The 17,645-nt window shown below is 43.7% G+C and carries 14 protein-coding genes and 2 tRNA genes; 4 read left to right on the forward strand and 12 right to left on the reverse strand.

The annotated features are described in order from the left end of the window. Position 1 precedes the first annotated feature (1 nt). Positions 2-1,495 carry a Na+/H+ antiporter NhaC gene (gene nhaC / locus GJU87_RS07845; protein ID WP_228491901.1) on the reverse strand — a complete coding sequence of 498 codons (1,494 nt, stop codon included), beginning with the start codon at positions 1,493-1,495 and terminating at the stop codon, positions 2-4. 186 nt (positions 1,496-1,681) lie between these two features. On the opposite strand from nhaC, the gene GJU87_RS07850 reads away from it, so the two are divergent. Continuing rightward, entirely contained in the window at positions 1,682-4,291 is a 2,610-nt protein-coding gene (locus GJU87_RS07850) for a hypothetical protein (protein ID WP_153639022.1), read from the forward strand. 96 nt (positions 4,292-4,387) lie between these two features. Here the strand turns inward: GJU87_RS07850 and GJU87_RS07855 are convergent, their stop codons facing one another. The 7 genes from GJU87_RS07855 to GJU87_RS07885 all read right to left on the reverse strand — a co-directional run bounded on the left by GJU87_RS07855 (position 4,388) and on the right by GJU87_RS07885 (position 9,529). Next, positions 4,388-5,242 carry a sugar phosphate isomerase/epimerase gene (locus GJU87_RS07855; RefSeq protein ID WP_228491902.1) on the reverse strand — a complete coding sequence of 285 codons (855 nt, stop codon included), beginning with the start codon at positions 5,240-5,242 and terminating at the stop codon, positions 4,388-4,390. A gap of 36 nt (positions 5,243-5,278) precedes the next feature. After that, positions 5,279-6,868, reverse strand: a complete 1,590-nt coding sequence (locus GJU87_RS07860) for a Gfo/Idh/MocA family protein (RefSeq protein WP_153639023.1) — start codon at positions 6,866-6,868, stop codon at positions 5,279-5,281. A 26-nt stretch (positions 6,869-6,894) separates the two neighbouring features. After that, a complete protein-coding gene (locus tag GJU87_RS07865) occupies positions 6,895-7,377 on the reverse strand; it encodes a DoxX family protein (RefSeq protein WP_153639024.1) in 483 nt (160 codons plus the stop codon). A gap of 201 nt (positions 7,378-7,578) precedes the next feature. After that, positions 7,579-8,127: a DJ-1 family glyoxalase III gene (locus tag GJU87_RS07870; RefSeq protein WP_153639025.1), complete on the reverse strand. Its 549-nt coding sequence runs from the start codon at positions 8,125-8,127 to the stop codon at positions 7,579-7,581. A 118-nt stretch (positions 8,128-8,245) separates the two neighbouring features. Next, positions 8,246-8,752, reverse strand: coding sequence for an RNA polymerase sigma factor (locus GJU87_RS07875; RefSeq protein WP_025865617.1), 507 nt, complete (start codon positions 8,750-8,752; stop codon positions 8,246-8,248). 480 nt (positions 8,753-9,232) lie between these two features. Then, a tRNA-Lys gene (locus GJU87_RS07880) sits at positions 9,233-9,305 on the reverse strand. A gap of 151 nt (positions 9,306-9,456) precedes the next feature. After that, positions 9,457-9,529 (reverse strand) — tRNA-Lys (locus GJU87_RS07885). Positions 9,530-9,852: 323 nt separating this feature from the next. Between GJU87_RS07885 and GJU87_RS07890 the strand changes: the two genes are divergently transcribed. Further along, the gene (locus GJU87_RS07890) at positions 9,853-10,065 is read left to right on the forward strand and encodes a hypothetical protein (protein ID WP_153639026.1); all 213 of its coding nucleotides are present in this window, start codon (positions 9,853-9,855) and stop codon (positions 10,063-10,065) included. Here the strand turns inward: GJU87_RS07890 and GJU87_RS07895 are convergent. Beyond that, positions 10,062-10,778, reverse strand: coding sequence for a LytTR family DNA-binding domain-containing protein (locus GJU87_RS07895; RefSeq protein ID WP_153639027.1), 717 nt, complete (start codon positions 10,776-10,778; stop codon positions 10,062-10,064). The genes GJU87_RS07890 and GJU87_RS07895 overlap by 4 nt on opposite strands. Before the next feature lie 2 nt (positions 10,779-10,780). Then, complete coding sequence (locus GJU87_RS07900) at positions 10,781-11,839, reverse strand: sensor histidine kinase (protein WP_153639028.1); 1,059 nt, start codon at positions 11,837-11,839, stop codon at positions 10,781-10,783. Positions 11,840-12,052: 213 nt separating this feature from the next. On the opposite strand from GJU87_RS07900, the gene GJU87_RS07905 reads away from it, so the two are divergent. After that, complete coding sequence (locus GJU87_RS07905; RefSeq protein ID WP_153639029.1) at positions 12,053-12,421, forward strand: MotA/TolQ/ExbB proton channel family protein; 369 nt, start codon at positions 12,053-12,055, stop codon at positions 12,419-12,421. A 71-nt stretch (positions 12,422-12,492) separates the two neighbouring features. Here the strand turns inward: GJU87_RS07905 and GJU87_RS07910 are convergent, their stop codons facing one another. Next, the gene (locus GJU87_RS07910; protein ID WP_153639030.1) at positions 12,493-12,954 is read right to left on the reverse strand and encodes a GNAT family N-acetyltransferase; all 462 of its coding nucleotides are present in this window, start codon (positions 12,952-12,954) and stop codon (positions 12,493-12,495) included. Between the two features lie 92 nt (positions 12,955-13,046). Beyond that, a complete protein-coding gene (locus GJU87_RS07915) occupies positions 13,047-13,718 on the reverse strand; it encodes a 2,3-bisphosphoglycerate-dependent phosphoglycerate mutase (RefSeq protein WP_194831473.1) in 672 nt (223 codons plus the stop codon). 354 nt (positions 13,719-14,072) lie between these two features. Here GJU87_RS07915 and GJU87_RS07920 point away from each other — a divergent pair, with 354 nt between their 5' ends. Beyond that, positions 14,073-17,522, forward strand: a complete 3,450-nt coding sequence (locus tag GJU87_RS07920; RefSeq protein ID WP_153639031.1) for a hypothetical protein — start codon at positions 14,073-14,075, stop codon at positions 17,520-17,522. The last annotated feature ends 123 nt before the right edge of the window (positions 17,523-17,645 follow it).

The raw sequence follows: 17,645 nt of genomic DNA on the forward strand, positions 1-17,645 counted from the left end.
GTTATCGTTTCAATTTTCCGGTAAGTTCGATTCCTTCTTTCTGCAACTCGGCTGGTGTATAGCGCCGTATTTTAAAATTAAGGTAAGCAACCAGAACCGTCATTAGCGGACTGATTAGGTTAAAGAAAGCATAAGGTAGATAGGAGATAACAGGAACGCCTAATACCCGCGACTGTGTGGCTCCACAGGTATTCCAGGGAATCAGTACCGAAACAACGGTTCCCGAGTCTTCCAGCGTACGACTAAGGAGTTCCGGCTTAAGACCGTTTTCCCGGTAGGTTTGCGAAAACATGCGTCCGGGAACCACAATAGCCAGGTACTGATCAGAAGCAGTAAAATTGAAAAAAATACAGCTACTGACAGTGGAGAGCACCAGAGAACCTGTGCTGTGGGCGAATTTCAGAATCTCATGAGTAATACGCTTCAGCAAACCTCCGGCTTCCATTACTCCGCCAAATACCATCGCCGATAGAATCAACCAGATGGTATCGAGCATCCCACTCATTCCGGAAGTGTGTAACAGTTCGTTTACCGCAGCATCGCTGGTCGTCAGGGTAATATCACCGAACATCGATTGCATGACAGCTATATAGGCGTCTTTCAGGTAAATACCCGAGTCTCCTGATACACTGTGAATGATTTGTGGCTGGAAGATAACAGCGAACAGCGCTCCCAGAATGGTTCCGATGAAAAGTGCGGGCAACGGGGGCATTTTTTTTATAATGATGACCAGCAACGTGATTGGAACGATAAACAGCAGTGGCGTTGTGTTGAAAGTTCCTTCAATGGCCGCCTGAACGTCGTCAACGTTGATGGTAGCCTGGGTGAAATCGTGGGTGATTCCCATAAACAGGAAGATTATAAGCGTAAGCATCATCGTGGGAACCGTGGTATACATCATGTAACGAATGTGCGTAAAGATATCGGTGCCGGCCATGGCGGGAGCAAGGTTGGTGGTGTCGGAGAGGGGCGACATCTTATCGCCAAAGTAGGCCCCGCTGATAATGGCGCCAGCCACAACTGCTTCATTGAATCCGAGCGTTTTTCCAATGCCCAGCAATGCCACTCCAATGGTGGCAACAGTTGACCAGGAACTTCCAGTGGCAACCGAAACAATAGCTGATACCACTACTGCCGAGAATAGAAACAGTTTGGGCGAAATAATATCCAGTCCATAGTGAATCATAGCCGGAACCACACCGCTAATCATCCAGGTGCCGGCAAGCGACCCAATCAACAACAAAATGAGCATCGATGGCATGGCTGAGCTAATATTCTTCAGTATACGGCCCTGTATGGTCGTCCAGCTACGTTTCAGCTGGTGACAAATGAGCCCAGCAATGGCAGCTGAAAGCAAAAGAGCAATCTGATTGGCACCCGCCAGCGTGTCTTCAAAAAACCATACATTCATGCTAAGCATGATGATCAGGAATACAATCGGCAGTAGGGCCTGCCACAAAGCCGGTCGGACTAGGTCTTGTTGGTTTTCATTCAAAATCGATAAGATTAGTTAGTTGTTGGATTATTCGCTCTGTGAAATATAATATATCCTGCGAATTATCGTTACAAAAAAAGGGTATTTTTACTTACTCATCGCTTTTTCATTGATGTTAATAAAGATACCGAAGTTCAAACTCCTGATAATATTTTGTTCGGTAGAATTAAAGTTTTCCTTACTTTTATGTCTCTTGTATTATCCGGTTTAGCCGCATTTATGAACTATATCTATACTTTTCTTCGTAAAGCATTGATTCCTTTGTCACTGGTGATGATGTTGTTGTCATTTCCGGAGTTTGTTCATGCCCAAAAAAAGAAGCCTCAAATATTAGAAGTGGGTGGAAAGGTGCGGTTGGATGAAGGTCGATTTGACAATGCCACCATTGAAGTACTGAATACCGACAACAACAAAATCGAAAAAAAGATAGAAGTAGAATCATCCGGAAAGTTTGACTTCCAATTACCCTACCAGCATAATTACCAGCTTTTTTTCAAAAGAGATGGGTTCTATCCCAAAATGTTGATTCTGACGACGGTTATCCCTGAAAAGGTAATTACGCGCGACCCATATTTTCCTCCCATTCAGTTTGTTGTTACCTTGTTTAAGGTTGTTCCGGAAATCGATCCATCATTTTCTAAGAAGCCAGTAGGGAAAATATTCTATTCGGCCAAGGTGGATAACTTCGATTCGGAATCGTATTTCAACGATATGCAGATTCGTCAGAAGATTGATGACGAAAAGACCAAGCTGGCCGACAAGTCCTACCAAAAGAAACTCGATCAGGCCAAAACACTGGAGGAAGCTGGTAAATTATCCGAGGCCATCGCCGTATATCAGCAGGCGGCAGACCTGAAACCGAAAGATGATTTCGTTAAAGACAAGATTAAACTGCTTGGCCAGCAAATTAAGCTAAAAGAGGACCAGGCAAAGCAAACCGAAGAGTTTAAGCAGCTAATGGCTGACGGCGATAATAAGGTAGCTGACAAAGCTTATCGGGATGCTATCGATACGTACAACAAAGCACTGAAAATTAAGCCGGACAATCCGGACGCAAAGGCTAAGATCACGCAGGTGAACAACCTAATTGCAGCACAGGAAGCAGCAGCTAAGCAGAAAGCGCTGGCGGAAGCCCGAAAAAAACAGTTTGATGACGCTGTTGCGAAAGGTGATAAGTTATTTGGCGAACAGTCGTATGCCGATGCAACTGATGCTTTCAATGAAGCACTGAAGTTACAGCCGGACGCTCAGCATCCGAAAGAGATGCTGAATAAGATTCAGGAAGCTTTGGCTGCTCAAAAGAAAGCCCAGGAAGAAGCCGCCCAACAAAAAGCGTTGGCCGAAGCTCGTCAAAAGCAGTTTGAACAGACCGTTTCGAAAGGTGACAGCTTATTTGCTTTACAGTCATATGCGGATGCTACAACAGCATTCAATCAGGCACTTCAGTTGCAACCTGATGCAAAGCATCCACAAAAGATGCTGGAGAAAATAAAAGAAGCAGTTGCTGAACAAAAGAAAGCGGTAGAAGAAGCGGCGCAGCAAAAAGCTTTGGCGGAAACCCGCCAAAAACAGTATGATGCAGCCGTTTCGAAAGGTGATAGCTTGTTTGCACAACAGTCATATGCGGATGCAACCACCGCTTTTAACCAGGCACTGCAATTGGAGCCCAATGCTAAACATCCGCAGGAAATGCTGGGGAAAATTCAGGATGCATTAAATGCTTTGGCTGACCAGAAAAAAGCGAAGGAAGAAGCTGCGCGACAAAAAGCGTTAGCGGAAGCAGCCAAAAAACAGGCAGAAGCGGAGGCCAATCAACGAAAGTTCTCAGCCGCTGTGGCCAAAGGCGATAGTCTGTTCGGACTGAAACAATACGACGGCTCCATCGCTGCTTTTAACGAAGCGCTGCAGTTGCAACCTGACGCACAATACCCGGCAACAATGCTTGAAAAGATTAAAAAGGCATTCGCTGAACAGAAGCAGTTGCAACAACAACGCGCTTTGGCTGAGAAAAAGCAGGCTGAAAAGGATAAGCAATACAATGATTTAATTGCGAAGGCTGATCAGCAGGCAAAAGATAATCAGCTGACGGCGGCCAAACAAAGCTATACCGACGCAGGGAAGGTGAAACCTCGGGAGACTTATCCGATTCGGAGAGTGAATGAGATTAATGCTTTACTGGCTGAACAAGCGAGGAAAGAAAAAGCGCTGGCTGAACAGGTGAAGAAGCAGAAACATTCGACTTATCAGGAAGAAAAAGACACGTTGAATTTCCATTATACCGGTGTCGTAGAGGATTTGTATCTGAAGAACATCAAAAAGGCGGACGCTGCTTTTACCGAATCGAAATGGACGGTCGCGCGTTTCTTCTATTTTGAAGCGCAGAAATACAAGCCTCAGAAGAAATATCCGAAAACGCAGGTGGCTGCCTGCGATGAAGCCATTGAGACAGAGCTTCAGGCTGAAAGAGAAAGTCAGTACCAGGGCTTCATCAGTAAAGCCGATGCCAGCCTGAAAACAGGAGAATTTACACTGGCGAAATTCTATTATCAGAAGGCGCTGAAAGTGAAGAGCGGAGAGGAGTACCCGAAAAAGCAACTGGTGGCCGTGGAGAAAGCGGTTCAGCAAAAGCATGCTTCAGAAGATGAAGCGCGTTTTCGTTCGTTCGTGAAAAAGGCCGATGATGCATTTGACCAAAAAGATTTGTCGGTTGCACGTTTTTACTACCAAAAAGCACTCGCACTGAAACCTGACGAGTCGTATCCAAAAACACAGCTGGACAAACTGAGAAATATGTAGCCCAACGTCAGGGCATAAAAAAAAGCCCCGCCGGGCTTTTTTTGTTTTGTAAGGTGAGTAGAAGGATTTAAATAAATCCGGCGGGACCTTATTTCGTTATACAAAACTAGCATTATTCAGATACGTGAAGCTGGTGTTCAAATCTTCCCAGATATCGCCTTTGCAACGATCTTCTTCTACAAAGAAATGCTTCATTCCTGCTTTTCCACTTGCTTCAAATATCGATTTAAAATCGATAGTTCCGGTACCAACCGCAGCAAAAAATTGTTCCGGGCTGTTATCCATGTCTTTCACATGCCATAGTTCGAAACGGCCGGGAAATTTATCGAAATATTCAATTGGCGTGTGACCGCCTTTGGTAATCCAGTATAAATCCAGCTCACTTTTCACCAGGTTCGGGTCTGTATTGCTGAGCAGCACGTCCATCGGAATTTGACCTTCCATTGGCTCAAACTCAAAATTGTGGTTGTGATAAGCAAGCTGAAGACCATGTTTTTTGGCAAATTGTCCGAGTGTATTGAGCTTGTCAGCCGTATTTTTGTATCCATCCAGGTTCTCACGGAATTGTCCCGGCAAATACGGATAAACAATGTATTCGCATCCTGCCTCAGCATGAGCGGCACAAACTTCATCAGCTACATCCGGCTCAAATACAGTGTGGCTCGACAGAAACTTCATGCCCATATCGTTGAGCATCTTGGTAAATTCTTTCGGATCCTTACCGTAAAAACGACCGTTGGCATAGCCAGCTGCTTCAACAGAATTGTAACCTATTTCTGCAACTCTTTTGAGCGTACCTTCCAGGTCTTCGTTCAGTTGATCGCGAACAGTGTAAATCTGCAGGCCAATTTCTTTCTGTTTTTTCCCACAGGATGAAAGAACTGTGGGTGCTACCATAGCGGCGGTTGTGAGCATGGCTGATTTTTTAAGAAAATCGCGTCTTGTTCCCATTTTAAATCGGTTTATAGTGTTAGTTAGAATGTAAATTTACACGATGATTTTTTCATTTTCAGCATCCCAGAACACTTTTTTGTTATGTTTATACGAAAGTGTCCCCATGTGAGCGGTAATGGCTTCCTCGAATCCCTGATCGATGTTACAGCTGGGCTCTTTACCGCTTCGGATACAGTCGACCCACTCTTTCATGTGAAGGTGCGTCGTATCAACCCTTTTTCCGCCGCGATAGGTGTACAGCAGGCCTCTTCCGGCAAAATACTTCTCGGTGGCCGAGGTTACAGCGTCCACATTTTTCCTACCGGGAATATAAGAATAAATAGGCAGTTCCGGGTCAATGATTCCTTTCTTGATTTTATCGGCGTATTTGGTCGATTGTACATCTGCATTGATGGTCAGCGTTTGTCCCAGCTCCATCCAGGCATCGTGTCCCATCACTACTTTTCCGCGTTGATGCTGACTGGAAAGAGTAGCACTGTAAACCAATGATAAGTCCTGTTTTGGGAATTCAAACACCGTATGCAATACATCCGGTACTGTCCGTCCATCTTTGTAGAAATAAATTCCTCCGGTCGACATGGCTGATTCCGGAATTCCCACATTCATAATCTGGTTAACGGCGTCATACTCGTGCGTCAGCAAATCGCCCGACAAGCCCGTACTGTAATCCCACCAGCAGCGCCAGCGGAAGAAACGTTCCAGACTGAATTCATGCCAGGGGGCAGGACCAATGAATTGTTCCCAGTCGATGGTACGTGGATTGGCATCCTCGTGAATCGGATAGACCCAGGCGCCGTTTGGCGTGTTTCGGTTGGTTGTCACTTCCACGAGGTTGATGGGGCCTAAAACGCCTTTATTAATGGCTTCCTTGGCTTTTTGGTAACTATCGGTTTGCCGTCCCTGATGACCGAGCTGGAAGGTAATTCCGCTCTTTTTCACCGCTTTCCTAACTTCGTAGGTTTCTTCTACTGTCCAGGTCATCGGTTTTTCGCAGTAAACGTGCTTACCGTTCTTAGCTGCTTCGATGGTCATCGGGCCGTGCCAGTGATCGGGAGCGGCAATGACAATGGCATCCACTTCTGGTGCTGCGCATAGCTCCTGATAGTTCTTGTAGATTGTCGGCATGGGTCCCATGTTTCCGCCGGTTCCTTCCCGGTTGACATTGGCACCTGCTTCCGCACACATTTTCTCGTAGGTGTTGAAGATGTCGCAAACAGCGGTAATCTGAATACCCAGGTTTTCCTGCTGAAGAAATTCTTCGTAGCGTTTGTCGTCTTTGTTAGTCATGGCGCCTTTTTTCCACTCATCCACCATGGTGGGGTGAGCAAAACCCAGCGCCTTGGCCAGCATCTTTCCACGGATACCGTATCCGATCAAACCAACGCGAAGTGGTTTTCCGCTCACATCCGAAGGGGGAGTGGCTGCAGGTTCTTCGTAACTCATACCTACTTCATTGGTAATGGAATTACTCAGCAGCCGATCATACTGTTTCTTCTTGTATACACCGTAAGCAAAAGCTCCCAATACGGGAACCGTCGCGAGACTCTTGATAACATCGCGGCGGCCTACGTTCTTTTTATTTTCGTTTTGTTCCTTTTCCGGAGTTTGATTCTTGTCACTCATTGTTCGTTCCTCTCTGAAAATTAGTTCTACTTTGTTTTTACCAGCAACCGGTCAAATCCGACAATTTTCCCGGCAGGAAAAAGGGACAATGCCCACATAGCAAAAAATTCAATAACCACCTTGTCGATAAACAGATAGCTGCCTTCTGACGGGAGAGCGTACTTCAATCCGATGAAAGGTGGGTGAGAGAAATAGTACATCGCCAACAGCAACATTCCTCCGTAAATGGCCCAACGGGTAAATAACCCCAATATCAAAGCGGTGCCGATGAGAACAAGGCCCCACTCGTTCAGCGCGTCGATAACCGGAAGTAATTTGGGCGATGCTGCCAGTGAATGATAAAATCCGGAAAGAAATCCTTTGGAATCCATCAAATAACCAACGGATGTCCAGTTGGGATTTAAAAGCTTGGTGATACCTTCATAAAGAAAATGCCAGCCGATAACAACGCGCAGAATTAACAGCGCAGTTGCCTGTGCATTGGTAAGTTTCTGGTTAGGGTTTGACATGATGCGTTTAGTATTGATTAGGCTAAAAAAATTGAGATACAAATCTCCCGAAAATTAATAAAAGGTGGGACATTGTAAAAAAACGTTAAATACCATTTTGTGTTTATTACAATTATTTAACTTATGAAAGGAGGTAGATATGACAATGGTACCTCGTGTGAGATGCCATCTGTAATTTCAGGGGCGTATGTGAGGTGCGGATTACTCCACGAGCATGGATTCTGCCAACTTTTCCGCCACTTTTTTGTCTTCCAGAAATTCGACAATTTTCAACGCAAACTTAATGGCAACACCGGCGCCTCTTCCCATGATGATATTTTCGCATTGCAGTGTCGGTTCCGTCAGAACAGTAGCACCTTTCAGGTGTTTTTCAAATCCCGGGTAGCAAACCGCTTTCTTACCTTCCAGAAGCCCCAGTTCACCCAAAACCATGGGCGCTGCACAAATCGCTCCGAGCGGCTTGTCTCCAGCTGCAAAGGCTTTTATCTGCTTTTTCAGGCCTTCATGCTCGTTTAAATGGCGCGCTCCGGGCATACCTCCGGGTAATACAATCATCTCAATATCATCGTAATTGACTTCCTCGAATAGTTTGTCTGCTACAACCGGGATGTTGTGACTGCCTTTAACCTCTTTCTTCCCGGTAACGGAAACAGTTGTTACATCGAGACGTGCACGTCTCAAAACATCAATAATGCTAATCGCTTCTATCTCTTCAAATCCCTCGGCAAGGTGTACTGCAATACTTGTCATATCATTCATGTTTTTTGATGATTAAAGGTAATCAATCGCTGGCATGCATACAAAAAGCCCGGTGAAACTATTGTTACACCGGGCTCGAAGAAAAATTGAAGACTTATTGTTCAGCTAATTAAACTGCATAATCTTTTAACCATTTGCTGAGTTTCTTACGCGTAAAGAAAATGCGGCTCTTGACGGTACCCAAAGGCAAATCAAGTTTCTCGGCAATTTCTTTGTACTTGTAACCGCTCAGAAACATCTGGAAAGGCTCTCTGAATTCCTTCTCAAGCATGTCAATCTTTTTGTAAATCTCTTTCTCCGCATGAATCGAATCGGGAGCGGGGTAATGAACATCCTTGGAAAGAGTGAGATGGAAATTGTTGTTGGCTGAATCAAAAGTTTTTTTCGCCTTTACATTGCGTCGGTAGTCATTAATGAAGGTGTTCTTCATAATGGTGTAAATCCACGCTTTGAAATTAGTGTTCGTCCGGAACTTGTCACGATAGGTAAGCGCTTTCAGGTAAGTTTCCTGAAGCAAATCCTGCGCTTTTTCCGGATCACTTGTTAAACTTAGGGCGAAATGATACAACCGGTCTTCCAGACTGATTAAGGTGTTTTGAAATTGAATCTGTGTCATGGTTTTTGATGATTAAAGTTCGTGTTGATTGACTAAAATGCGTGTTTGGTTGATCAAATGTACTATCAAAATTATCCTAAGTTTTTTGTTTTAGCAAACGAACGGAGGGGAATCTTTTCGTTAAATTGAACTTATTCTAAATAATAAATGACATAAATCACTGATATACTTCCATAAAGAAAAATATCAAAGATTTATTCTAAATTACAGTTCAAATGAAACATTTTTATACACTTTGGGGTATAGACGATGCTCTAGTTCAATAATGACAGAAGAAGTGCTGACCTAAAGCGCAGTAAAACAATTATATGTAAAAGCTCCAAAATTGTTTAACTATTTTTTGTACGACGAGAATCTAACGTCGGCAGTTAGACCTTGCAAAAGGTAATGCAAGTTATGATAACTAAACAGGCGAATTCAACCGCGTAGTAGTGGAGAGAAACAAAAAAGCCTCCCGGCAGAGGAGGCTTTTTTGAAAAGTGACTGAGCTGGGGCTCGAACCCAGGACCCACGCCTTAAAAGGGCGTTGCTCTACCAGCTGAGCTACTCAGTCATCCTTTATAGTGCCTTTGTTTTTCAAAGGCGGTGCAAATATATTTTCTTTTCGTAAAAATGCAAAACTGAAAATATTTTTTAATTCTTATGGCCCAAATTCATTCAATTTTCTGCCATAATCTAATCGAAAAAGAACGTTTTAAAGAAAGTGACTGAGCTGGGGCTCGAACCCAGGACCCACGCCTTAAAAGGGCGTTGCTCTACCAGCTGAGCTACTCAGTCATCCTTTGTTGTGCCCTTGTTTTTCAAAGGCGTTGCAAATGTAGAATCTTTTGTTAAAAAATCAAAAGCAGGATTCTGAACAGGGCAGAAATAAACGCTTTCAATGCCGTCAACTACTTTTTTTTCAGAAACTCAGAACAGCTGATTTTTTTTGAAATTATTTCTCACACCGTATCTTTTCGCAGTATTTATGAAGATCGACAGGCAAGGAAAATCCCTTATCTGCGACCTACACTTCGCACATAAATACATGTTGTCAATCAAACTTGCATACTTTCAGCCGGAAACTTTAACTTGCTGATTCAATCGCTAAACTGATAGTTATGAGAACAACGGCATTTTGGATTTTTGGAATTCTGCAAAGTATTTCACTGGGAGTTATTATTTTCCTTGTATTTCGTTCGCTTAACATCATTAATGGAGGGAATGTGATTGGCCTGGATACGCAATCTGTTCTTAGTATCGTATTTCCCTTGTTTCTGTTGTTAACGGAATATATTATTTATTCGAAGAAGCAGCGCCGAAAACAGTTTTAAAGGTTTTCCAACCTGTTCATCACGGCATTTTTGTATGTCCGGCTCACCGGAACCATTTTTTGACCGATTTCAACGTATTCGTTGGTAAAAGAATCGAGTTTCGATAGTGATACAATATAGGCCCGATGTGTTCGAATAAAATCCTTTTGTGGCAGCTTTCCTTCAATGCTGGTAATCGTTTCCCGGGTCAAAACAGTTTTGTCATCCAGATGAATCTTCAGATAATCGCTCAGACTCTCGATGTAAAGGATATCACTAAAATTTACCTTGATCATCTTCCGGTCGGACCGAACAAAAATGAAGTCGCTTTGCTCTTCTTCCATTTCCGTTGCATTGTCCTGAATCGAGGCGAGATTTTCATCGAAATATTTGTTGACTGCCTGGAAAAGTCGCTCAAACGAAATGGGTTTGAGCAGATAATCCACCGCCTGTAAATCGAAGCCATCGACTGCATATTCCCGGTAAGCGGTAGTAAAAATGACTTTGATGTTCCGGTTGATGGATTTGGCAAACGAGAGGCCGGAAATGTCGGGCATGTTGATGTCGAGAAAGACCAGGTCGACCTTTTTCGAGTTGATGATCTGGAAAGCTTCCAGCGCATTCTTGCAACTGGTTTCAATGTGGATAGAGTCAATTTTCTTCAGGTGACTTTCCAGAATTTCGCGGGCAATGGGCTCGTCATCAACAATAATGCAATGAATGATTTTCGACATTTTTAGCTCTTTAAATCGGTTATGGTCAGGTCAACTGTGTACCAGTTTTCGTTTTTTTCAATTTTCAATTCGTGGCGTTCAGGATAATTCAGTTCGAGTCGTTTCCGGATGTTCTCCAGGCCAATGCCACCATTTCCATTATTTTCAACGTGGTTTCGGGTTGTATTCTGAATATGAAAACGCAGCTGTCCGTCTTTGAAAACGATCGTCATATTAACAGTCAGAAATCCATCCACGATGTTCCCGTGTTTAAACGCATTTTCCACAAAGGGAATCAGCAACATGGGAGCAATCTGTACGTCATTTTCGATTTCTGCTGCCTGAATGGAGACTTTTAAAGTATCCTGAAAACGAATTTTCTCCAAATCGATGTATTCTTTTACGTGCAGAATCTCTTCGCTTAAACTAACGCGTGGTTTATTTACTTGGTAGAGAATATAATCCAGAATATTGGACAGTTTCAGAATGATCTCCGGGGTTTGCTTCGACTGTTTTAAAGCGAAGCCATAGAGCGTATTCAGTGTATTGAACAGAAAATGCGGATGAATTTGTTTTTTCAGGTATTCCAGCTCCTGCTCCTTGAACTGCAATTGTGCTTGCAGTATTTTCTTTTCCAATTCCCGGTTGCGCGACTGTATGCGAAAGTTATTATTCAGCAAACTGACCGAACTGATGATACCGACAATCAAGTAAACCAAAATCAGGATGAATGCGTAATTGCGACTCATCAGTGGCATGTCGGAGATGTGGATATTGGATAGAAAAATAAAGCTTGCCATGATTGTCACGACAATCAGATAGGTCGACAGAATGAAAGTGTAGATACCGTAGAGAGCAAAACGCCAATACTTTTTTGTTAGTAAATATCTTGGAATCAGAAAATAAACAACAAAGTAGGTGACAGTCATAGTAACAGGCAACAGAAAACTGGCAAACCAGGTCACGTAGGTAATATTGTTGGTTTTATAACTGAAGAAGTAGACATAGAAAAACCAGACTGCTACCCAAAACAGGGTATGCAGCAATACCGACCGAAATTTTATGGTTGTTCCCTGAAACATGACGATAATGATAGGGATTTTAGCTGAATCTGCGGTTTTTTATAGACGAAATACCAAATTATATCCTGATTTTGCAGAAATAACCCGGAAAATTCGTTTTATCTTGCTTATCTGGTCGAAAACCGGCGTTGACTGTTCGTTGGTCGCAAAAAATATTTCTGAGCAAGAGACCATGGTACATTTGGTTTAGTGTTCAACCAAAAACAAAAAATTATGTCTTCATTTTTCGCAAAACTTATCGAAGGAGGTCCGCTCTTCATGTTCGTTATCTTATTCTTGTTAATCCTGATACTGGTTCTTATCGTAAAGGGATTTTTGGAAAAAGGAAATAACCCGAAAACACTTTCCCTTATTGGTTCCATTGGTCTTTTTACGGTCGTCTGGGGATTTCTCGGACAAACGATTGGCTTAATTGAGGCTTTTGGAGCTATTCAACAAGTTGGTGATGTCTCTATGGCCTTACTGGCTGGCGGGCTGAAGGTCTCCTTATTGGCGCCCATATTTGGATTGATCGTGTTCCTGATCGCCCGGTTGGGAATCATCGTTTTAATATGGATCGGGAAAGAGACAAACCCTTCATAAGGATCAGGTTCAGAACAGAAACCTGAAAACGAAGTCTGTCGCATAAGATGTGACAGACTTTTCATACTGCATTATTCAGGTAATTTCAATTGCTTTTCAAAACATACGCTGTTTTCTGCCTCTTTGTACTGTCCGTAGTTGGGAATACGGTCGTAGTTGTTTTTGGTGTACAGCGCAATGGCTTCGGGTTGCTTCACACCTGTTTCCAGAATGCATTTTTCATATCCAAGTTCCGCGGCCCATCTTTCCAAAGCATTCAAAACTTGAGACGCAATACCGACTCCGCGCAGTTCCGGAAGGACAAACATTCGCTTGATTTCCATCGTGCTGCCATCATACGGTTTTATCGCGCCGCAACCTACAGGCTTCTCATCCCGGTAGGCTACAATTACATGTTTGATTTGATCGATTTTATTGAATTGTGCATAAAACGCGTGTTCGTCACCATCGCGTATCCGTAAATCGGCATCGAGTAATGTCACGAGCTGAATAAATTCTTTGTTTTCGGAGTCGGTTCTTTTCAGGGAAATCATCTAAATGCATCAAAAAAGTTGAACAGTGAAATTAAAAAGGCGAACAGGAATGAAATCCATGTCCGCCTTATATTTTGTTCCGGAAAAGTCAATTATTCCCGGGTAAGTTTATCGTTTTCGTAGCTGAACAGCAACGGAACGCCGGTGGGAATTTCCAGTTTCAGCACTTCTTCTTTTGTCAGTTCTTCAATAAACATTACAATAGAACGAAGACTGTTTCCGTGAGCCGAAACCAGTACATTTTTACCCTCTTTCAGTTTTTCCAGAATATTTTCCTTGAAAAACGGAATTGTCCGCTCTGCGGTATCCTGCAAACATTCACCGTTTGGCGGCGGAACGTCATAGCTTCTTCTCCAGATATGAACCTGCTCGTCGCCGTAGGTTTTAGCCGTTTCGGCTTTGTTCATTCCCTGGAGTTCACCATAGTAGCGTTCGTTCAGGTGCCAGTCGCGGTAAACCGGGATGACATTCTTGCTCATCTCTTCACTGTAGATAACGCCCCATTCGTGCATTTTTCCATCGGGATGAACCACTACCGGAGTTTTTTCGCTTTTGTTTTTCGCCATCGCAATCATAGCGGTTTCGAGGGCACGAACCTGTACCGAAGTATAAACCACGTCGAATTCGAGATCTTTCAGCGTTTCACCAGCCTTCAGTGCTTCTTCAATTCCGACAGTTGACAGCGGGACGTCAACCCAGCCGGTAAATACGTTTTTCTTGTTCCAAAGGGATTGTCCGTGACGGACCAATACCAGTTTTGCCATTGTTTCTTTTTTTATTGAATGGTTTAAAATTCTTTTTTCAGGTTATTTCTCCGGTTTAACAACTTTAGGGCAGTAGAGGTTGAAAAAAATTGAGGAATAGTGAATTTTGTTTATTGAAGGGAAAATCTGTGTTTAATTAACGCTTATATGTTAATTAAGAAACCTTCTTTTTCCAACAGACAAGAGAGAAAAGTATAGTGTAGAACGCCAATTTTGAATGCTTTCAAATCACCGTATATTATCCCTATTTTAAAACTTTCGAAAACCTTGCTGGTTGTACATATTGTAAGGATTTAATGGATGATTTATTTGTAAATTTGGTAGTTTGATTACTAATAATAAAAGGATTTGACGATGAGAAAGACTTATGGCGCTGGTATTGATACGAAAAAACGTACTGTCAACAAGAAAAAGAAGATTCAGTACATCAATCTGAAGTTGGCTGCGCTTGGGTTTCCTTATTACCAGGATGAACGAACGGCTCAGTTTTTAGACATAGCCACCCCGTTGCTGGATAATTACAAGGAACAAACCCGTTTGCTGTCCAGTCATTTATCTCCAATCGGAAAACGGATTCAGACCTTCCTGAATAATTACCTGGCTGAAGTACCCGGCAAAAAAAATATTTCTCTCCCGGGAAATTCGTTTGTGCTCGACACGCATGGCTTGGCCCGCATGATGTCTATTTCCCCGAATAAGGATTGTTACGAAACGGATATTGTTCGGTCGTACCGGACAGCCCAGGGAATATTGCACAACCCGAAACATGACAAACGCACTACCAAAGGCGTTTTTCACGTGGTAGAGGGTGGCTTGCCGGTTCCGAACGATAAAAAAGCGGTTCCGAAACAGACATTTGCCAAGCTGCTGGAAGCGGCTTTGGATCCACCGAAAGATCTGATGGAACTCCCATTTACTTCGGACCAGGAAGATAAGGCTGAACTGTTTTTAAGCCTGATGTTGCGTCCGGTTGTTGTGCCTGAAGTTCCGGGTCTCACAAAGGAAAAGGCGATGGAAGTGCTCTTTCTGGCACCGGGAAACCTGATTAGTAACCTCGATTTCGTCGAATCCATTTTTGGTAATGCCGGCGACCCGAATCTTCCTGAAAATGATGCCGCTCTCGATCCGGAAACATGGACAGGCCACTCGGGATGTGTAATTCTGGCGACACATCTCATTCACATGAAGAAAAAAGACCTGGGACTTCCGCACTACGATGATGCTACCGAACGGCAGCGTCGCGACGGAATGTGCTGGAAAGATGAGAATGAGCTGTACAACGACGGAGGCGCATTTAAAATCACGGCTCGTGACGAGCGGGGAGTTGTGGTAACCATTATTGCCGACAACTACTTCGGTTACTGTAAAAAAGAGGTCAAGACACAAATCAGTTATTCAGCCAACCTATACGGACTTTGCGAAGAAGAACATGCCGGTGGAGCTCTTGCTTTCCAAAGCTACGATTTAGGAGAACGATTCATGCTGGATGACCGTCTGCCTACCAATAATCTTACATTTAAGGAAATGACCAGCCTTTACAGCGATTTGATGAATGTTCAACCGGAAGGGTATGGTATCGATAAGAATAACCCGGATATTCTTTACATTCCCGAAAACGCTGAGTTCAATATCTTCGAACAATCGGTCAGCTGGGCAAATGGCAACAGCAATCACAGCATCAAGCTGCTGCCGACAAAACACTATATTCTGCCGTCAGGCTACCGCATACAAATGCGGAAGCGAATGAATGGTCACCATTGGCACCTCACCGGTGCAGTAGCCGAAGGAACACTTTGTCACAAGCCTTGTACCGTGTCCGGTGGTGGAAAATCGGAAATCTCAAAATCCATTAGAGATGCCATGATTCAGGGCTCGGTGATCGTTTCCGATGATTTGCAGAAAGACTTGAATATGGTGGAAGAAATCATGGAAATGGATTTTTCCAACCGTTTCAAAGAACCATATCAGTATACAAAACCATCCCGCAGTATTCTCGATTCGACCCGCTCGTTAGGCTCTGTCATTAAACTGTTGACACCTGCCGACGAATACTCCGATGAATATAACTTATGGTTGCAGTCTGTTCCACAACGGATTAAAGACTTGATCTACATCGTAAAACGTCGTTATCACAACGAATGGGACCAGCACTGGCGCGAGTTCTTCTCGGTCGACCAGATAAACGGAAGCCCGGGTAATGAGCTGAAATTCATGGGGCGAAAGCTGATTTCCAACTATCTGCGCGTAGGTCACGATCTCGACAATTCATGGCGCATTTTCCAGGTTCGTCAGGATTTCTATCCGGCGCAAAAAGTGCAGGTTGAAGATGACATTACCGCGTCCATCATTGTAAAAACAGATCAATTGACGGATTTGAATCTGCAATATTCGAATCCCAGCGTGAAATTGCTGACCAACTGCGAAGCCCGGCTCTTTCAACGTCCGGATGATTGCGTGATTAAAGGATACGATAAACAAGCGGAAAGCGACCTTGCCAGCCCGAATACATTCCTATCGAACTTCGAGCCATTGACAAGAGAACAGGTTAAAGAGATAAAGGAGGACACCATTGGATTTGACTTCTACACCCAACCTGTGAAGGATTTGATCAACAACTTCCTGGAAAATGATGAGCCCAATTACCTTGTGGTTCCGTCAGAACCTCGTCTGGTGAACGGCGTTCCGTCTCAGAATCCGCGTTACCTGCAGGTTCGTCCCGATTTGGTAGAGCCGACGGATAAATACCTTGCTGAAGTTTGTGAACGAATTTTCCGCAAGATTCCAACAAGTAAACCGCTTTACCTTCCGGTGAATAGTGTTCTTCCGGGACGTAGAAATAACCCAGCCGATCCGAAGAATAACGTTCCACCGTTGGCCATTTACAACCCAATTCATTACCAGGAATTACCGGAGTTGTTCATCGATTTTATCTGTAGTATTACTGGTAAATCGCCGTCTACCACCGGTTTCGGTTCAGAAGGTGCGCTGACGAAAGGTCCGTTCAACAACCTGTTGGTAGCAGCCGACCTGAACAATGCACTACTGTCGTATATTCTTACGGGATATGAGCCGCTTTCATCGGCAGCTGGTTATGTAGGTCCGAAATACAAAGTCGACCACGATATCAGCTTACTGATGCCGGAGATTATTTCGCGCATGTCAGTCGAAGAGCGTGACCCGAAATACCTGATCAAGAACGGATATCTTGAAAAAGTAGAGAATATTGAATACGAGGGAGAAGTGATTGAGGCAAGTCTGCTTGGCTACCGAATCACTATCAAGTTCGTTCACCATTTCCTCGGCCGTATTTTCAATAATCCCGATGCGGTTTTTACGAAAGACATGTTGCGGCCCGAAATGCAGGATAAAGAAACATTCGTGCATTCGCTAAAAAACCTTTCCATTACGCAAAAACGGGTAGCCGAAGGTTTGATGACGGACGGTACTTACGAAGCACTGTGTCCGCCGTTGCAGGCGCTGGTATCCATCATGGTTAATGGTGAGTACGAAGGTAAGGACCGTGAACATCCCGATGTTCGCCAGTTGTTTACCCGCGAGTATGTGATGAACAGCGACTGGTACAAACATCGTCTGAAAGTGAAGCAGGAAAGGGATATTAAGTTCTGGAACCAAACCATCACATACCTGGAAGATGCACTTGGTCGTGAGAATTTGGAAGAAGCTGCGCAGAAACTTGACCTTGAAACAAAATTGAAAAAAGCCAGGGAAGAGTTGACTCATGTGCAGTCGGACGCATACATCGACGAACTGTACGGTACGCTCGGAGCTGATCCATTAAAATAGAACAATTTCAATAAAGCGAAGAAAGCCACTTCCTAATTTGCTGGAAGTGGCTTTTTCTTTTTCGTTGTTTACCAGCTAGTTGAACTTAATAAGAAAATAAAGAAGCAGAAGTAAGCCCAGGAC

The sequence above is a fragment of the Prolixibacter sp. NT017 genome, assembly GCF_009617875.1.
Lineage (GTDB): Bacteria > Bacteroidota > Bacteroidia > Bacteroidales > Prolixibacteraceae > Prolixibacter.

What these genes read in the sequence shown, in the direction of transcription:
- GJU87_RS07850 (WP_153639022.1), top strand. Translation starts at nt 1,682, where the DNA reads ATGTCTCTTGTATTATCCGGTTTAGCCGCATTTATGAACTATATCTAT.
- GJU87_RS07855 (WP_228491902.1), bottom strand. Translation starts at nt 5,242, where the DNA reads ATGGGAACAAGACGCGATTTTCTTAAAAAATCAGCCATGCTCACAACC.
- GJU87_RS07860 (WP_153639023.1), bottom strand. Translation starts at nt 6,868, where the DNA reads ATGAGTGACAAGAATCAAACTCCGGAAAAGGAACAAAACGAAAATAAA.
- GJU87_RS07865 (WP_153639024.1), bottom strand. Translation starts at nt 7,377, where the DNA reads ATGTCAAACCCTAACCAGAAACTTACCAATGCACAGGCAACTGCGCTG.
- GJU87_RS07870 (WP_153639025.1), bottom strand. Translation starts at nt 8,127, where the DNA reads ATGACAAGTATTGCAGTACACCTTGCCGAGGGATTTGAAGAGATAGAA.
- GJU87_RS07875 (WP_025865617.1), bottom strand. Translation starts at nt 8,752, where the DNA reads ATGACACAGATTCAATTTCAAAACACCTTAATCAGTCTGGAAGACCGG.
- GJU87_RS07890 (WP_153639026.1), top strand. Translation starts at nt 9,853, where the DNA reads ATGAGAACAACGGCATTTTGGATTTTTGGAATTCTGCAAAGTATTTCA.
- GJU87_RS07895 (WP_153639027.1), bottom strand. Translation starts at nt 10,778, where the DNA reads ATGTCGAAAATCATTCATTGCATTATTGTTGATGACGAGCCCATTGCC.
- GJU87_RS07900 (WP_153639028.1), bottom strand. Translation starts at nt 11,839, where the DNA reads ATGTTTCAGGGAACAACCATAAAATTTCGGTCGGTATTGCTGCATACC.
- GJU87_RS07905 (WP_153639029.1), top strand. Translation starts at nt 12,053, where the DNA reads ATGTCTTCATTTTTCGCAAAACTTATCGAAGGAGGTCCGCTCTTCATG.
- GJU87_RS07910 (WP_153639030.1), bottom strand. Translation starts at nt 12,954, where the DNA reads ATGATTTCCCTGAAAAGAACCGACTCCGAAAACAAAGAATTTATTCAG.
- GJU87_RS07915 (WP_194831473.1), bottom strand. Translation starts at nt 13,718, where the DNA reads ATGGCAAAACTGGTATTGGTCCGTCACGGACAATCCCTTTGGAACAAG.
- GJU87_RS07920 (WP_153639031.1), top strand. Translation starts at nt 14,073, where the DNA reads ATGAGAAAGACTTATGGCGCTGGTATTGATACGAAAAAACGTACTGTC.